At 52.3% G+C, this 15,739-nt stretch carries 13 protein-coding genes and 1 pseudogene; 10 read left to right on the forward strand and 4 right to left on the reverse strand.

Features of this window, described 5'->3' with window-relative positions; translation table 11 throughout:
• The first annotated feature begins 9 nt into the window (after nt 1–9).
• Entirely contained in the window at nt 10–258 is a 249-nt protein-coding gene (hybG, locus tag KXD89_RS03625; RefSeq protein ID WP_000334896.1) for a hydrogenase maturation factor HybG, read from the forward strand.
• A gap of 122 nt (nt 259–380) precedes the next feature.
• On the opposite strand, the gene yghU is transcribed toward hybG, so the two are convergent.
• Nucleotides 381–1,247: a glutathione-dependent disulfide-bond oxidoreductase gene (gene yghU, locus KXD89_RS03630; protein ID WP_072647370.1), complete on the reverse strand. Its 867-nt coding sequence runs from the start codon at nt 1,245–1,247 to the stop codon at nt 381–383.
• Nucleotides 1,248–1,451: 204 nt separating this feature from the next.
• Between yghU and gss the strand changes: the two genes are divergently transcribed.
• A complete protein-coding gene (gene gss, locus KXD89_RS03635) occupies nt 1,452–3,311 on the forward strand; it encodes a bifunctional glutathionylspermidine amidase/synthase (RefSeq protein WP_001297309.1) in 1,860 nt (619 codons plus the stop codon).
• 291 nt (nt 3,312–3,602) lie between these two features.
• On the forward strand, nt 3,603–5,102 hold the full coding sequence (pitB, locus tag KXD89_RS03640) for an inorganic phosphate transporter PitB (RefSeq protein ID WP_000933250.1): 1,500 nt from the start codon (nt 3,603–3,605) through the stop codon (nt 5,100–5,102).
• Nucleotides 5,103–5,150: 48 nt separating this feature from the next.
• Here pitB and KXD89_RS03645 read toward each other — a convergent pair whose 3' ends face one another.
• The gene (locus KXD89_RS03645) at nt 5,151–5,843 is read right to left on the reverse strand and encodes a dTMP kinase (protein ID WP_001190781.1); all 693 of its coding nucleotides are present in this window, start codon (nt 5,841–5,843) and stop codon (nt 5,151–5,153) included.
• A gap of 173 nt (nt 5,844–6,016) precedes the next feature.
• Between KXD89_RS03645 and KXD89_RS03650 the strand changes: the two genes are divergently transcribed.
• The 3 genes and pseudogenes from KXD89_RS03650 to KXD89_RS03660 form a co-directional block, all read left to right on the forward strand.
• Nucleotides 6,017–6,730, forward strand: coding sequence for a dTMP kinase (locus tag KXD89_RS03650; protein ID WP_001076243.1), 714 nt, complete (start codon nt 6,017–6,019; stop codon nt 6,728–6,730).
• 31 nt (nt 6,731–6,761) lie between these two features.
• Nucleotides 6,762–7,520: an ATP-binding protein gene (locus KXD89_RS03655; RefSeq protein ID WP_000339531.1), complete on the forward strand. Its 759-nt coding sequence runs from the start codon at nt 6,762–6,764 to the stop codon at nt 7,518–7,520.
• A 45-nt stretch (nt 7,521–7,565) separates the two neighbouring features.
• Nucleotides 7,566–8,630: pseudogene (locus tag KXD89_RS03660) on the forward strand (lipopolysaccharide biosynthesis protein); the annotation flags it as partial.
• A gap of 149 nt (nt 8,631–8,779) precedes the next feature.
• On the opposite strand, the gene KXD89_RS03665 reads toward KXD89_RS03660, so the two are convergent.
• The gene (locus KXD89_RS03665; RefSeq protein WP_000019403.1) at nt 8,780–9,760 is read right to left on the reverse strand and encodes an IS5-like element IS5 family transposase; all 981 of its coding nucleotides are present in this window, start codon (nt 9,758–9,760) and stop codon (nt 8,780–8,782) included.
• 34 nt (nt 9,761–9,794) lie between these two features.
• On the opposite strand from KXD89_RS03665, the gene yghO reads away from it, so the two are divergent.
• Nucleotides 9,795–10,931: a protein YghO gene (gene yghO / locus KXD89_RS03670; protein ID WP_000626849.1), complete on the forward strand. Its 1,137-nt coding sequence runs from the start codon at nt 9,795–9,797 to the stop codon at nt 10,929–10,931.
• Between the two features lie 6 nt (nt 10,932–10,937).
• Here yghO and glcC read toward each other — a convergent pair whose 3' ends face one another.
• Nucleotides 10,938–11,702 carry a transcriptional regulator GlcC gene (gene glcC, locus KXD89_RS03675; RefSeq protein WP_001297764.1) on the reverse strand — a complete coding sequence of 255 codons (765 nt, stop codon included), beginning with the start codon at nt 11,700–11,702 and terminating at the stop codon, nt 10,938–10,940.
• Between the two features lie 250 nt (nt 11,703–11,952).
• Here glcC and glcD point away from each other — a divergent pair, with 250 nt between their 5' ends.
• From glcD to glcF, 3 genes are read left to right on the forward strand one after another with little or no spacing between them, the layout of a single operon-like run.
• Nucleotides 11,953–13,452 carry a glycolate oxidase subunit GlcD gene (gene glcD / locus KXD89_RS03680; protein ID WP_000026117.1) on the forward strand — a complete coding sequence of 500 codons (1,500 nt, stop codon included), beginning with the start codon at nt 11,953–11,955 and terminating at the stop codon, nt 13,450–13,452.
• Nucleotides 13,452–14,504: a glycolate oxidase subunit GlcE gene (gene glcE / locus KXD89_RS03685; protein WP_000943100.1), complete on the forward strand. Its 1,053-nt coding sequence runs from the start codon at nt 13,452–13,454 to the stop codon at nt 14,502–14,504. Before glcD ends, glcE begins: the two co-directional genes overlap by 1 nt.
• 10 nt (nt 14,505–14,514) lie before the next feature.
• Complete coding sequence (glcF, locus tag KXD89_RS03690) at nt 14,515–15,738, forward strand: glycolate oxidase subunit GlcF (protein WP_001194661.1); 1,224 nt, start codon at nt 14,515–14,517, stop codon at nt 15,736–15,738.
• Nucleotide 15,739: the final 1 nt, after the last annotated feature.

Genomic DNA, 15,739 nt, shown 5'->3' on the forward strand with positions numbered 1-15,739 from the left:
GAGTTAATAATGTGTATTGGCGTTCCAGGCCAGGTGCTGGCTGTCGGTGAAGATATTCACCAGCTTGCGCAGGTTGAAGTATGTGGTATCAAGCGCGATGTGAATATCGCCCTGATTTGTGAAGGTAACCCTGCCGATCTACTGGGCCAGTGGGTGCTGGTACACGTCGGATTTGCCATGAGCATCATCGACGAAGATGAAGCCAAAGCCACATTAGACGCACTGCGCCAAATGGATTACGACATTACCAGCGCGTGATGATTAGCTTTCGTAGGCCTGATAAGACGCGGCAGCGTCGCATCAGGCATTGTGCACGATTGCCGGATGCGGCGTGAACGCCTTATCCGGCCTGGATGGCTTGCTGCGACGAACACCAACCCTTACCCCTGACGCTTATCTTCCGTATTCGTCTCGAAATCACTGGCGTCATGGCGCTCATGCAACTGCTCATTCAGCGGTCCGTTGGTGCGGTTAACAATACGCCCACGTTTCACCGCCGGACGTTCGCCTACTTCTTTCGCCCAGCGTTGTACATGCTTATAACTGCCCGCATCAAGAAACTCAGCGGCATCATACACACCACCTAACACCACGTTGCCAAACCACGGCCAAATCGCCATATCCGCAATGGTGTACTCATCGCCCGCAACAAACTTATGCTGCGCCAGTTGCTTATCCAGCACGTCGAGCAGACGTTTGGCTTCCATGGTAAAGCGGTTGATGGCGTACTCAATCTTTACCGGTGCGTAATGGTAAAAGTGACCAAAACCACCGCCGAGGAACGGTGCCGCGCCCTGTAACCAGAACAGCCAGTTCATCGTTTCAGTACGCTTTGCCAAATTCTGCGGCAGGAAGTAGCCAAATTTCTCCGCCAGATAAAGCAGGATCGAACCAGATTCAAACACGCGGATCGGCGGATTATGCGTATGATCGCGCAGCGCCGGGATCTTCGAGTTTGGGTTCACTTCGACAAAGCCGCTGGAGAATTGATCGCCATCGCCAATACGAATCAGCCAGGCGTCGTACTCTGCACCAGTAACGCCCAGCGCCAGCAGCTCCTCAAGCATAATCGTTACTTTCTGACCGTTCGGCGTTCCCAGCGAATAAAGTTGCAATGGGTGTTTGCCAACGGGCAGCGTTTTTTCATGCGTCGGACCAGAAACCGGGCGATTGATATTGGCGAACGCGCCGCCAGCGGATTTATCCCACGTCCAGACTTTCGCGGGCTGATAAGTATTGTCTGTCATAGTGAGTTGCCTTCTGAGTGGTAGTGTTGAAGCAGTGTAGCAGGTCACTTGCTGTACAGAATGTGAATTTTTTAACCCTTTGCGCCAGCCGCTGCGATGAGGTGTATGATTAGTCTGACCTCTGTCCGGTTAATGTCGCTGAGCAGGTAATCAGAGCACAACAATTACGCCAACTGCTTAGGTTGTATTGTTAAAGGTAAAGTGATGAGCAAAGGAACGACCAGCCAGGATGCCCCGTTCGGGACATTATTGGGCTACGCCCCAGGTGGGGTAGCAATCTACTCTTCAGATTACAGTTCTCTCGATCCGCAGGAATACGAAGATGACGCCGTATTCCGTAGCTATATCGACGACGAATATATGGGCCACAAGTGGCAATGCGTTGAATTTGCTCGCCGTTTTCTCTTTCTGAATTACGGTGTGGTCTTTACTGACGTGGGTATGGCGTGGGAGATTTTCTCGCTGCGCTTCCTGCGAGAAGTGGTTAATGACAACATCCTGCCATTGCAGGCATTTCCTAACGGCTCGCCGCGTGCGCCGGTCGCGGGTGCGCTTCTTATCTGGGATAAAGGCGGTGAATTTAAAGACACTGGCCATGTCGCCATCATTACCCAATTGCATGGCAACAAAGTCCGTATTGCGGAACAGAACGTGATTCATTCCCCGTTGCCGCAAGGGCAACAGTGGACGCGCGAGCTGGAGATGGTGGTCGAAAACGGCTGCTATACCCTGAAAGACACTTTTGATGACACCACCATTCTGGGCTGGATGATCCAGACGGAAGATACTGAATACAGCTTACCGCAGCCGGAAATTGCAGGCGAGCTGCTGAAAATCAGCGGAGCGCGCCTGGAAAACAAAGGCCAGTTTGACGGTAAATGGCTGGATGAAAAAGATCCGCTGCAAAACGCCTATGTACAGGCCAACGGTCAGGTGATCAATCAGGATCCTTATCATTACTACACCATTACCGAGAGTGCCGAGCAGGAGCTAATTAAAGCCACCAACGAGCTGCACCTGATGTATCTTCACGCAACCGACAAGGTGCTGAAAGATGACAACCTGCTGGCGCTGTTCGACATCCCGAAAATCCTCTGGCCACGTTTGCGTCTCTCCTGGCAGCGTCGCCGTCACCATATGATCACTGGTCGTATGGATTTCTGCATGGATGAGCGTGGCCTGAAGGTTTACGAGTACAACGCCGACTCCGCCTCCTGTCATACCGAAGCGGGCTTGATCCTCGAACGTTGGGCGGAGCAGGGCTATAAAGGCAACGGCTTCAATCCGGCGGAAGGGCTGATTAACGAATTGGCTGGTGCCTGGAAACACAGTCGTGCACGTCCGTTTGTCCATATCATGCAGGACAAAGATATCGAGGAAAACTATCACGCGCAGTTTATGGAGCAGGCGCTGCACCAGGCGGGCTTTGAAACGCGTATCTTGCGTGGATTGGATGAACTGGGCTGGGATGCTGCCGGGCAACTGATTGATGGGGAAGGGCGACTGGTTAACTGCGTGTGGAAAACCTGGGCGTGGGAAACCGCGTTTGATCAGATTCGTGAAGTTAGCGACCGTGAGTTTGCTGCGGTGCCAATCCGTACCGGTCATCCGCAAAACGAAGTGCGTCTTATCGACGTATTGCTGCGCCCGGAAGTGCTGGTCTTTGAGCCGCTGTGGACGGTGATCCCCGGCAACAAAGCGATTCTGCCGATCCTCTGGTCGCTGTTCCCGCACCATCGTTACCTGCTGGATACCGATTTCACTGTTAATGATGAACTGGTGAAAACAGGTTACGCAGTGAAACCGATCGCCGGTCGCTGTGGCAGCAATATCGACCTCGTCAGCCATCATGAAGAGGTGCTGGACAAAACCAGCGGTAAATTTGCCGAGCAGAAAAACATCTATCAGCAACTGTGGTGTTTGCCGAAAGTGGACGGTAAATACATTCAGGTATGTACCTTCACCGTTGGCGGCAACTACGGTGGGACGTGTTTGCGCGGTGATGAATCACTGGTCATCAAAAAAGAGAGTGATATTGAACCGTTAATTGTGGTGAAAAAGTAATACATGTTGTAGCAACCCCGTACTGATTATGAAGAATAATCAGTACGGGGATTAATCAAAATATTCAATATTTATATATTCCAATATTTATTCATTTCATATGTGAATATATTAACCAGTGGAATACCTGTGTTTTGATTATTTCTAAAGGTTTTGAATGAATGCTTATTGTCTGATACACAAGAAATAACACTCTTTTTATCGTTAAAAAATGATATTTCACTTTGCCCATGCCGTTAAAGTCACTGATAATGCGTCCGTTCGTAAATTCAAAATGGCGTAATCTAATATATGCTAAATTTATTTGTTGGCCTTGATATATACACAGGGCTTTTGTTATTGCTTGCTCTGGCATTTGTGTTGTTCTACGAAGCAATCAATGGTTTTCATGACACGGCGAATGCGGTGGCAGCCGTTATTTATACTCGTGCCATGCAACCACAACTTGCTGTGGTGATGGCGGCATTTTTTAACTTTTTTGGCGTGTTATTGGGCGGACTTAGCGTTGCCTATGCCATTGTCCATATGTTGCCAACCGATTTGTTGCTGAATATGGGGTCAACCCACGGCCTGGCGATGGTCTTTTCCATGCTGCTGGCGGCGATTATCTGGAACCTGGGAACGTGGTTCTTCGGTTTACCGGCCTCCAGTTCGCACACCTTGATTGGTGCGATTATCGGCATCGGTTTAACCAACGCGCTGTTAACCGGCTCATCGGTGATGGATGCGTTAAACCTGCGTGAAGTGACCAAAATTTTCTCCTCGCTGATTGTTTCCCCTATCGTCGGCCTGGTCATTGCGGGAGGCCTGATATTCCTGCTGCGACGCTACTGGAGCGGGACGAAAAAGCGTGACCGTATTCACCGCATTCCGGAAGATCGCAAAAAGAAAAAAGGCAAACGTAAACCGCCATTCTGGACGCGTATTGCGCTGATTGTTTCCGCTGCGGGCGTGGCGTTTTCGCACGGCGCGAACGACGGACAAAAAGGGATCGGCCTGGTAATGCTGGTACTGGTGGGGATTGCCCCTGCTGGCTTCGTCGTCAATATGAATGCGTCCGGCTATGAAATTACCCGTACCCGCGATGCCGTTACCAACTTCGAACACTACCTGCAACAGCATCCTGAACTGCCGCAGAAGTTGATTGCGATGGAACCTCCATTGCCTGCAGCATCGACTGATGGCACGCAAGTAACAGAGTTTCACTGTCATCCGGCAAATACCTTTGATGCTATTGCGCGCGTTAAAACGATGCTGCCAGGCAATATGGAAAGTTACGAGCCGTTAAGCGTGAGTCAGCGCAGCCAGCTGCGCCGCATTATGCTGTGCATCTCTGATACCTCCGCGAAGCTAGCGAAACTGCCAGGCGTCAGTAAAGAAGACCAGAACCTGCTGAAAAAACTTCGCAGCGATATGTTAAGCACCATTGAGTACGCTCCGGTGTGGATCATCATGGCGGTAGCACTGGCGCTCGGCATTGGCACCATGATTGGCTGGCGTCGTGTAGCGATGACCATCGGTGAGAAGATTGGTAAGCGCGGCATGACGTATGCGCAAGGCATGGCGGCACAAATGACGGCGGCAGTGTCTATCGGTCTTGCCAGTTATATTGGGATGCCCGTCTCCACAACACACGTCCTCTCGTCTGCAGTTGCAGGGACGATGGTGGTGGACGGCGGTGGGTTACAGCGTAAAACGGTAACCAGCATCCTGATGGCGTGGGTATTTACTTTACCGGCGGCAATTTTTCTTTCTGGTGGGCTGTACTGGATAGCATTGCAGTTGATTTAACCTTCCTGAAAATGCCCGGTCCTGGCGATCGGGCATTTCCATTTTTGACTAGTGATAACCACGCGCGGTCATAAAATCCGTAATCGCTTTTTCTGCATCAACCAACACCTGTTCCAGTGGCTGATTGGCATCGATATCAACCAGTTGTGCACCACCAAAGGTTAACTGTGGCGTTATGGCAATCTTCCTCGCCAGCGATTCCCGTTTATGGTCGGGTTTACGTGCACAGGCAACTTCAAGGTCAACATTGAGTTTGATGACCAGATCAGGCTTATGGCTCGCCATCCAGTGAAACGCTTTACGTTCCTGGCTTGCCAGCCATGAGACAAAACGACCACCTTCAACGTTAGGTGGGAACACCGTACCATCGTAAGCGCCAGGAATTTGGTCCTGAGGATAACGGTCGGTTAGAACAATTAACCCGCGACGACGACAGGCAAGCATATGACGAAAGCGCAGTAAGCGACGGGCGACAAACGCTGTAATTACCAGCGCCGGAACTGGTCCAGGCAATTTTTTTGCTGTTTTCACCTGATTTCGTTCAATTGTTTTATGTAAGGATTTTCCCATCAACGGTAATTTTGTCACTGCACGACCGACATTTCCGGCCTGTTTTCCTAAATGAACTCTTTCGGCAGCACCATATTTTTCGACAACGGTAATAAGATGTTCACACACCGTTGACTTGCCTGAACCATCGCTACCAATAACGGCAATTAATGGAGGTGTTATTGACTGCATGAATATATCCTTTAATTTAAATATCCATTAAAAATATTTATTTGGTTAATATGTTTTTATGAAAGCGTAATTCAGGTCAATGTCACAATTAACCATTGTCACAATAAGGTTGAACGGATATTCTGAGCACGGACCACGTAATATTCAATACATTATTTACTGCCGGGTTTTTCGTGAATCAACGTAATATGTCAATAATTAATTCCACGCCAGTGCGTGTTATTGCCATTGTAGGATGTGATGGTTCAGGTAAATCGACCCTCACGGCAAGCCTGGTAAATGAACTGGCAGCAAGAATGCCAACAGAACACATTTATCTCGGGCAATCGTCCGGGCGAATTGGCGAATGGATTTCACAGCTCCCTGTTATTGGCGCACCTTTTGGGCGTTATCTGCGAAGTAAAGCGGCACATGTGCACGAAAAGCCCTCAACACCGCCTGGCAATATTACTGCACTGGTTATCTATCTGCTTTCCTGCTGGCGGGCGTACAAGTTTCGCAAAATGTTGTGTAAAAGCCAGCAAGGCTTTCTGCTCATCACCGACCGCTACCCGCAGGTTGAAGTGCCGGGGTTTCGCTTTGATGGCCCGCAATTGGCAAAAACCACGGGCGGTAACGGTTGGATAAAAATGTTAAGGCAGCGCGAGCTGAAGCTGTACCAATGGATGGCATCTTATTTGCCCGTATTGTTGATTCGTCTTGGCATTGATGAACAAACCGCGTTTGCGCGTAAACCTGACCACCAACTGGCAGCGTTACAGGAAAAAATCGCCGTTACGCCGCAACTGACATTCAATGGCGCAAAGATCCTTGAACTGGATGGGCGACACCCCGCCGATGAAATTCTGCAAGCGTCACTACGCGCAATTCACGCCGCGCTTTCCTGATCACCAAAATGGATAGGGGATGATTTAACGAATGGATGCACTACAAACTCAAACTGTTAATAGTACAACCGCGCCGCAGCCCAACTACATTCCGGGGCTGATTGCGGTGGTCGGGTGTGATGGCACCGGTAAATCCACACTGACCACCGACCTGGTGAAATCGCTGCAACAACACTGGCAAACCGAGCGGCGCTATCTGGGGCTGCTCTCCGGCGAAGACGGCGACAAAATCAAACGATTGCCGTTGGTTGGCGTCTGGCTGGAACGGCGACTGGCGGCCAAATCCTCGAAAACCCAAAGCATGAAAACCAAATCTCCGGCGCTATGGGCGGCGGTGATTATGTACTGCTTCTCGCTGCGAAGAATGGCGAATCTACGCAAGGTTCAGCGACTGGCGCAAAGTGGCGTTCTGGTGGTCAGCGATCGCTTCCCGCAGGCTGAAATTTCGGGCTTTTATTATGATGGACCGGGGATTGGCGTCGAACGTGCGACCGGGAAAATCAGCATGTTTCTGGCGCAGCGCGAACGGCGTTTATACCAACAAATGGCGCAATATCGCCCGGAATTAATTATTCGCCTGGGCATTGATATTGAGACTGCCATCTCCCGCAAGCCTGACCATGACTATGCCGAGCTGCAGGACAAAATCGGTGTCATGTCGAAGATTGGCTATAACGGCACAAAAATTCTTGAGATTGATTCCAGAGCGCCCTACAGCGAAGTGCTGGAACAGGCACAGAAGGCGGTTTCTCTGGTTGCCATCGTTTCTGACCGCCGAAGTTTAACTTAAGGCTGGCGGGATACTTTTTACTATCAACGATAAGGTCAGGCTGAATTGGCGGGTTTTAACATCAAACATTGGTTTGCAGATGGCGCGTTTCGCACCATTATTCGCAATAGCGCCTGGTTAGGCTCCAGTAATGTCGTGAGCGCCTTGCTGGGTCTGTTGGCGCTCTCGTGTGCCGGTAAAGGGATGACGCCCGCCATGTTTGGCGTACTGGTGATTGTGCAATCGTACGCCAAGTCGATCAGCGATTTTATTAAGTTTCAGACATGGCAACTGGTGGTTCAGTACGGAACACCAGCATTAACCAACAATAATCCGCAGCAATTCCGCAATGTCGTCTCATTTTCCTTCTCGCTGGATATCGTCAGCGGCGCGGTGGCGATTGTCGGTGGCATTGCCTTACTGCCATTCCTTTCCCATTCATTAGGTCTGGATGACCAAAGTTTTTGGCTGGCAGCGCTCTATTGCACGCTCATTCCTTCAATGGCTTCCTCCACGCCGACCGGCATTCTGCGTGCGGTAGATCGCTTCGATTTAATTGCTGTACAGCAGGCGACGAAACCTTTTCTGCGCGCAGCGGGGAGCGTCGTAGCCTGGTATTTTGACTTTGGTTTTGCGGGTTTTGTTATTGCCTGGTACGTGTCGAATCTGGTTGGCGGCACCATGTACTGGTGGTTTGCCGCGCGCGAATTACGCCGCCGAAATATCCATAACGCCTTCAAATTGAATCTGTTTGAGTCTGCCCGATACATTAAAGGCGCGTGGAGTTTTGTCTGGTCAACCAACATTGCCCACTCCATCTGGTCGGCGCGTAACTCGTGCAGCACAGTGTTGGTGGGGATCGTGTTAGGACCCGCTGCCGCCGGGTTATTTAAAATCGCCATGACATTCTTCGACGCCGCCGGAACGCCAGCGGGTTTGCTGGGTAAAAGTTTTTACCCAGAGGTGATGCGTTTAGATCCGCGCACCACCAGACCGTGGTTGTTAGGTGTGAAGTCCGGTTTACTGGCGGGCGGAATCGGTATTCTGGTGGCGCTCGCGGTGTTGATCGTCGGCAAGCCGCTCATTTCGCTGGTGTTTGGCGTTAAGTATCTCGAAGCGTATGACCTGATTTAGGGAAGGTGCGAATAAGCGGGGAAATTCTTCTCGGCTGACTCAGTCATTTCATTTCTTCATGTTTGAGCCGATTTTTTCTCCCGTAAATGCCTTGAATCAGCCTATTTAGACCGTTTCTTCGCCATTTAAGGCGTTATCCCCAGTTTTTAGTGAGATCTCTCCCACTGACGTATCATTTGGTCCGCCCGAAACAGGTTGGCCAGCGTGAATAACATCGCCAGTTGGTTATCGTTTTTCAGCAACCCCTTGTATCTGGCTTTCACGAAGCCGAACTGTCGCTTGATGATGCGAAATGGGTGCTCCACCCTGGCCCGGATGCTGGCTTTCATGTATTCGATGTTGATGGCCGTTTTGTTCTTGCGTGGATGCTGTTTCAAGGTTCTTACCTTGCCGGGGCGCTCGGCGATCAGCCAGTCCACATCCACCTCGGCCAGCTCCTCGCGCTGTGGCGCCCCTTGGTAGCCGGCATCGGCTGAGACAAATTGCTCCTCTCCATGCAGCAGATTACCCAGCTGATTGAGGTCATGCTCGTTGGCCGCGGTGGTGACCAGGCTGTGGGTCAGGCCACTCTTGGCATCGACACCAATGTGGGCCTTCATGCCAAAGTGCCACTGATTGCCTTTCTTGGTCTGATGCATCTCCGGATCGCGTTGCTGCTCTTTGTTCTTGGTCGAGCTGGGTGCCTCAATGATGGTGGCATCGACCAAGGTGCCTTGAGTCATCATGACGCCTGCTTCGGCCAGCCAGCGATTGATGGTCTTGAACAATTGGCGGGCCAGTTGATGCTGCTCCAGCAGGTGGCGGAAATTCATGATGGTGGTGCGGTCCGGCAAGGCGCTATCCAGGGATAACCGGGCAAACAGACGCATGGAGGCGATTTCGTACAGAGCATCTTCCATCGCGCCATCGCTCAGGTTGTACCAATGCTGCATGCAGTGAATGCGTAGCATGGTTTCCAGCGGATAAGGTCGCCGGCCATTACCAGCCTTGGGGTAAAACGGCTCGATGACTTCCACCATGTTTTGCCATGGCAGAATCTGCTCCATGCGGGACAAGAAAATCTCTTTTCTGGTCTGACGGCGCTTACTGCTGAATTCACTGTCGGCGAAGGTAAGTTGATGACTCATGATGAACCCTGTTCTATGGCTCCAGATGACAAACATGATCTCATATCAGGGACTTGTTCGCACCTTCCTTAATAAAAATGACCTTAAGGCATTTATCGCTTTTCCGTCATCACTTTATCCCGACGATCCAAACTGGATACCCCCTTTATTCATTGAACGCAACGAGCATTTGTCTGCGAAAAATCCGGGGACGGACCATATCATCTGGCAGGCGTGGGTGGCAAAAAAAGCGGGGCAGATAGTTGGGCGTATTACCGCGCAAATAGATACCTTGCACCGCGAGCGTTACGGCAAAGATACCGGTCATTTCGGCATGATTGACGCCATTGATGATCCGCAGGTTTTTGCCGCGTTGTTTGGCGCAGCGGAAGCGTGGTTGAAGTCACAAGGTGCAAGTAAGATCAGCGGTCCTTTCAGCCTGAATATCAATCAGGAAAGCGGATTACTGATTGAAGGTTTTGACACACCACCCTGTGCGATGATGCCACACGGCAAACCGTGGTATGCCGCGCATATTGAACAACTGGGTTATCACAAAGGCATTGATTTACTGGCGTGGTGGATGCAGCGAACCGATCTCACTTTCTCTCCGGCGCTAAAAAAACTGATGGATCAGGTGCGCAAAAAGGTGACCATTCGCTGCATCAATCGTCAGCGGTTTGCCGAAGAGATGCAGATCCTGCGTGAGATTTTCAACTCTGGCTGGCAGCACAACTGGGGATTTGTGCCGTTTACCGAACATGAATTCGCGACCATGGGCGATCAACTTAAATATCTGGTGCCGGACGATATGATCTATATCGCTGAGATTGATTCTGCACCCTGCGCGTTTATTGTCGGCTTGCCGAACATCAACGAGGCGATTGCCGATCTGAACGGATCGCTCTTTCCCTTCGGCTGGGCAAAATTGCTGTGGCGTTTGAAAGTCAGCGGTGTGCGAACTGCGCGAGTACCGCTGATGGGCGTGCGCGACGAGTATCAGTTCAGCCGCATCGGCCCGGTGATTGCGCTGTTATTGATTGAAGCCTTACGCGATCCGTTTGCCCGCCGGAAGATCGATGCGCTGGAGATGTCATGGATCCTCGAAACCAATACAGGCATGAATAACATGCTGGAACGCATTGGGGCGGAGCCGTACAAGCGTTACCGATTGTATGAAAAGCAGATTTAATACCAGCTAACTCAGGTTCATCTCCAGCGGCACCGCCGAGCGAATCAAATGGTGGCCTTCCAGCTCGATATCGTGGAGATTCTTTTTCACGGTCCGCACATGATCGCGTGCTGCGCGCTGGGCGACGTGCGGCAGCCGCTGCAACACCGCGTTGTAGATCCGCGCATGCTGGCGATCGATCTGCTTTTTTTGCTGTGGTCGATGGTAGAGATTATTTACGCTGGCAAACACTGAATTAAACATCAGATCGGTCAATGATTGCAGCGTAAACACCAGCACCTGATTGTGAGAAGCCTGACAAATGGCGAGATGGAAAGCGTGATCCAACTGCGCATGTTCGATCAGCGAAATCTCTTTGTTGTTCTCACTGGCGGCGAGCATTTTTTCATAACAGCGGGTTATCACAACAAAATCAGCCTGCGTTCCCAGCGTTGCCGCCAGCCTTGCCGATTCGCCCTCCAGTAATGCGCGAACGTCGAGCAGATCGTACAGCGTTCGCGGCTGCGTACTGAACAGATGGATCAGCGGGCTGGTGTCCTGCACCCGATTAAGCCGTGCGACACGAGAATCGCGACCCTGCGCCGTTTCAATAATCCCGCGCCCGCGCAGCACGGTCAGCCCTTCACGCAGTGCGGAGCGTGAGAAGCCGAGCTTTTCACACAGTCGACGTTCCGAGGGAAGCGGCTGACCGACCTTCAGTACGCCGTCGATAATTAACCGTTCGATACTCTCTGCAACCACTTCGCAAATAGGGCGACGTTCATCTTTCATTCCCGGACCTCGTGCACAGGTAGGACCAATTTTTCTGTTCTTAACTCGCAAAACACGCACATCACGTAAGTGATTATGTTACATCAATTTAACATTGAGTTAACCAAGACAAGGTCACAGAGCTGGAAAAAAAATGGTCTGACCGGTAGCTAAAGAGATAGACGAAAACGAAAAGCCCGCTTAATAACTGTTCACAGAAGCAGCGCGCAAAAATCAGCTGCCACACAACACAACAAAGCGAAGCCTACTCATGAGCATCTTGTACGAAGAGCGTCTTGATGGCGCTTTACCCGATGTCGACCGCACATCGGTACTGATGGCACTGCGTGAGCATGTCCCTGGACTTGAGATCCTGCATACCGATGAGGAGATCATTCCTTACGAGTGTGACGGGTTGAGCGCGTATCGCACGCGTCCATTACTGGTTGTTCTGCCTAAGCAAATGGAACAGGTGACAGCGATTCTGGCTGTCTGCCATCGCCTGCGTGTACCGGTGGTGACCCGTGGTGCAGGCACCGGGCTTTCTGGTGGCGCGCTGCCGCTGGAAAAAGGTGTGTTGTTGGTGATGGCGCGCTTTAAAGAGATCCTCGACATTAACCCCGTTGGTCGCCGCGCGCGCGTGCAGCCAGGCGTGCGTAACCTGGCGATCTCCCAGGCCGTTGCACCGCATAATCTCTACTACGCACCGGACCCTTCCTCACAAATCGCCTGTTCCATTGGCGGCAATGTGGCTGAAAATGCCGGCGGCGTCCACTGCCTGAAATATGGTCTGACCGTACATAACCTGCTGAAAATTGAAGTGCAAACGCTGGACGGCGAGGCACTGACGCTTGGATCGGACGCGCTGGATTCACCTGGTTTTGACCTGCTGGCGCTGTTCACCGGATCGGAAGGTATGCTCGGCGTGACCACCGAAGTGACGGTAAAACTGCTGCCGAAGCCGCCCGTGGCGCGGGTTCTGTTAGCCAGCTTTGACTCGGTAGAAAAAGCCGGACTTGCGGTTGGTGACATCATCGCCAATGGCATTATCCCCGGCGGGCTGGAGATGATGGATAACCTGTCGATCCGCGCGGCGGAAGATTTTATTCATGCCGGTTATCCCGTCGACGCCGAAGCGATTTTGTTATGCGAGCTGGACGGCGTGGAGTCTGACGTACAGGAAGACTGCGAGCGGGTTAACGACATCTTGTTGAAAGCGGGCGCGACTGACGTCCGTCTGGCACAGGACGAAGCAGAGCGCGTACGTTTCTGGGCCGGTCGCAAAAATGCGTTCCCGGCGGTAGGACGTATCTCCCCGGATTACTACTGCATGGATGGCACCATCCCGCGTCGCGCCCTGCCTGGCGTACTGGAAGGCATTGCCCGTTTATCGCAGCAATATGATTTACGTGTTGCCAACGTCTTTCATGCCGGAGATGGCAACATGCACCCGTTAATCCTTTTCGATGCCAACGAACCCGGTGAATTTGCCCGCGCGGAAGAGCTGGGCGGGAAGATCCTCGAACTCTGCGTTGAAGTTGGCGGCAGCATCAGTGGCGAACATGGCATCGGGCGAGAAAAAATCAATCAAATGTGCGCCCAGTTCAACAGCGATGAAATCACGACCTTCCATGCGGTCAAGGCGGCGTTTGACCCCGATGGTTTGCTGAACCCTGGGAAAAACATTCCCACGCTACACCGCTGTGCTGAATTTGGTGCCATGCATGTGCATCACGGTCATTTACCTTTCCCTGAACTGGAGCGTTTCTGATGCTACGCGAGTGTGATTACAGCCAGGCGCTGCTGGAGCAGGTGAATCAGGCGATTAGCGATAAAACGCCGCTGGTGATTCAGGGCAGCAATAGCAAAGCCTTTTTAGGTCGCCCTGTCACCGGGCAAACGCTGGATGTTCGTTGTCATCGCGGCATTGTTAATTACGACCCGACCGAGCTGGTGATAACCGCGCGTGTCGGAACGCCGCTGGTGACAATTGAAGCGGCGCTGGAAAGCGCGGGGCAAATGCTCCCCTGTGAGCCGCCGCATTATGGTGAAGAAGCCACCTGGGGCGGGATGGTCGCCTGCGGGCTGGCGGGGCCGCGTCGCCCGTGGAGCGGTTCGGTCCGCGATTTTGTCCTCGGCACGCGCATCATTACCGGCGCTGGAAAACATCTGCGTTTTGGTGGCGAAGTGATGAAAAACGTTGCCGGATACGATCTCTCACGGTTAATGGTCGGAAGCTACGGTTGTCTTGGCGTGCTCACTGAAATCTCAATGAAAGTGTTACCGCGACCGCGCGCCTCCCTGAGCCTGCGTCGGGAAATCAGCCTGCAAGAAGCCATGAGTGAAATCGCCGAGTGGCAACTCCAGCCATTACCCATTAGTGGCTTATGTTACTTCGACAATGCGTTGTGGATCCGCCTTGAGGGCGGCGAAGGATCGGTAAAAGCAGCGCGTGAACTGCTGGGTGGCGAAGAGGTTGCCGGTCAGTTCTGGCAGCAATTGCGTGAACAACAACTGCCGTTCTTCTCGTTACCAGGTACCTTATGGCGCATTTCATTACCCAGTGATGCGCCGATGATGGATTTACCCGGCGAGCAACTGATCGACTGGGGCGGGGCGTTACGCTGGCTGAAATCGACAGCCGAGGACAATCAAATCCATCGCATCGCCCGCAACGCTGGCGGTCATGCGACCCGCTTTAGTGCCGGAGATGGTGGCTTTGCCCCGCTATCGGCTCCTTTATTCCGCTATCACCAGCAGCTTAAACAGCAGCTCGACCCTTGCGGCGTGTTTAACCCCGGTCGCATGTACGCGGAACTTTGAGGAGCAGGCTATGCAAACCCAATTAACTGAAGAGATGCGGCAGAACGCGCGCGCGCTGGAAGCCGACAGCATCCTGCGCGCCTGTGTTCACTGCGGATTTTGTACCGCAACCTGCCCAACCTATCAGCTTCTGGGCGATGAACTGGACGGGCCGCGCGGGCGCATCTATCTGATTAAACAGGTGCTGGAAGGCAACGAAGTCACGCTTAAAACACAGGAGCATCTCGATCGCTGCCTCACTTGCCGTAATTGTGAAACCACCTGTCCTTCTGGTGTGCGCTATCACAATTTGCTGGATATCGGGCGTGATATTGTCGAGCAGAAAGTGAAACGCCCACTGCCGGAGCGAATACTGCGCGAAGGATTGCGCCAGGTAGTGCCGCGTCCGGCGGTCTTCCGTGCGCTGACGCAGGTAGGGCTGGTGCTGCGACCGTTTTTACCGGAACAGGTCAGAGCAAAACTGCCTGCTGAAACGGTGAAAGCTAAACCGCGTCCGCCGCTGCGCCATAAGCGTCGGGTTTTAATGTTGGAAGGCTGCGCCCAGCCTACGCTTTCGCCCAACACCAACGCGGCAACTGCGCGAGTGCTGGATCGTCTGGGGATCAGCGTCATGCCAGCTAACGAAGCAGGCTGTTGTGGCGCGGTGGACTATCATCTTAATGCGCAGGAGAAAGGGCTGGCACGGGCGCGCAATAATATTGATGCCTGGTGGCCCGCGATTGAAGCAGGTGCCGAGGCAATTTTGCAAACCGCCAGCGGCTGCGGCGCGTTTGTCAAAGAGTATGGGCAGATGCTGAAAAACGATGCGTTATATGCCGATAAAGCACGTCAGGTCAGTGAACTGGCGGTCGATTTAGTCGAACTTCTGCGCGAGGAACCGCTGGAAAAACTGGCAATTCGCGGCGATAAAAAGCTGGCCTTCCACTGTCCGTGTACCCTACAACATGCGCAAAAGCTGAACGGCGAAGTGGAAAAAGTGTTGCTTCGTCTTGGATTTACCTTAACGGACGTTCCCGACAGCCATCTGTGCTGCGGTTCAGCGGGAACATATGCGTTAACGCATCCCGATCTGGCACGCCAGCTGCGGGATAACAAAATGAATGCGCTGGAAAGCGGCAAACCGGAAATGATCGTCACCGCCAACATTGGTTGCCAGACGCATCTGGCGAGCGCCGGTCGTACCTCTGTGCGTCACTGGATTGAAATTGTAGAACAAGCCCTTGAAAAGGAATAAC

It is taken from the genome of Escherichia sp. TC-EC600-tetX4 (genome assembly GCF_019356055.1).
Taxonomy (GTDB): Bacteria; Pseudomonadota; Gammaproteobacteria; order Enterobacterales; family Enterobacteriaceae.

Excerpts from the sequence above, each read along its gene's own strand:
- pitB (WP_000933250.1), top strand. The coding sequence starts at position 3,603 with ATGCTAAATTTATTTGTTGGCCTTGATATATACACAGGGCTTTTGTTA.
- KXD89_RS03655 (WP_000339531.1), top strand. The coding sequence starts at position 6,762 with ATGGATGCACTACAAACTCAAACTGTTAATAGTACAACCGCGCCGCAG.
- glcC (WP_001297764.1), bottom strand. The coding sequence starts at position 11,702 with ATGAAAGATGAACGTCGCCCTATTTGCGAAGTGGTTGCAGAGAGTATC.
- hybG (WP_000334896.1), top strand. The coding sequence starts at position 10 with ATGTGTATTGGCGTTCCAGGCCAGGTGCTGGCTGTCGGTGAAGATATT.
- yghU (WP_072647370.1), bottom strand. The coding sequence starts at position 1,247 with ATGACAGACAATACTTATCAGCCCGCGAAAGTCTGGACGTGGGATAAA.
- glcE (WP_000943100.1), top strand. The coding sequence starts at position 13,452 with ATGCTACGCGAGTGTGATTACAGCCAGGCGCTGCTGGAGCAGGTGAAT.
- gss (WP_001297309.1), top strand. The coding sequence starts at position 1,452 with ATGAGCAAAGGAACGACCAGCCAGGATGCCCCGTTCGGGACATTATTG.
- glcF (WP_001194661.1), top strand. The coding sequence starts at position 14,515 with ATGCAAACCCAATTAACTGAAGAGATGCGGCAGAACGCGCGCGCGCTG.
- KXD89_RS03645 (WP_001190781.1), bottom strand. The coding sequence starts at position 5,843 with ATGCAGTCAATAACACCTCCATTAATTGCCGTTATTGGTAGCGATGGT.
- glcD (WP_000026117.1), top strand. The coding sequence starts at position 11,953 with ATGAGCATCTTGTACGAAGAGCGTCTTGATGGCGCTTTACCCGATGTC.
- KXD89_RS03665 (WP_000019403.1), bottom strand. The coding sequence starts at position 9,760 with ATGAGTCATCAACTTACCTTCGCCGACAGTGAATTCAGCAGTAAGCGC.
- yghO (WP_000626849.1), top strand. The coding sequence starts at position 9,795 with ATGATCTCATATCAGGGACTTGTTCGCACCTTCCTTAATAAAAATGAC.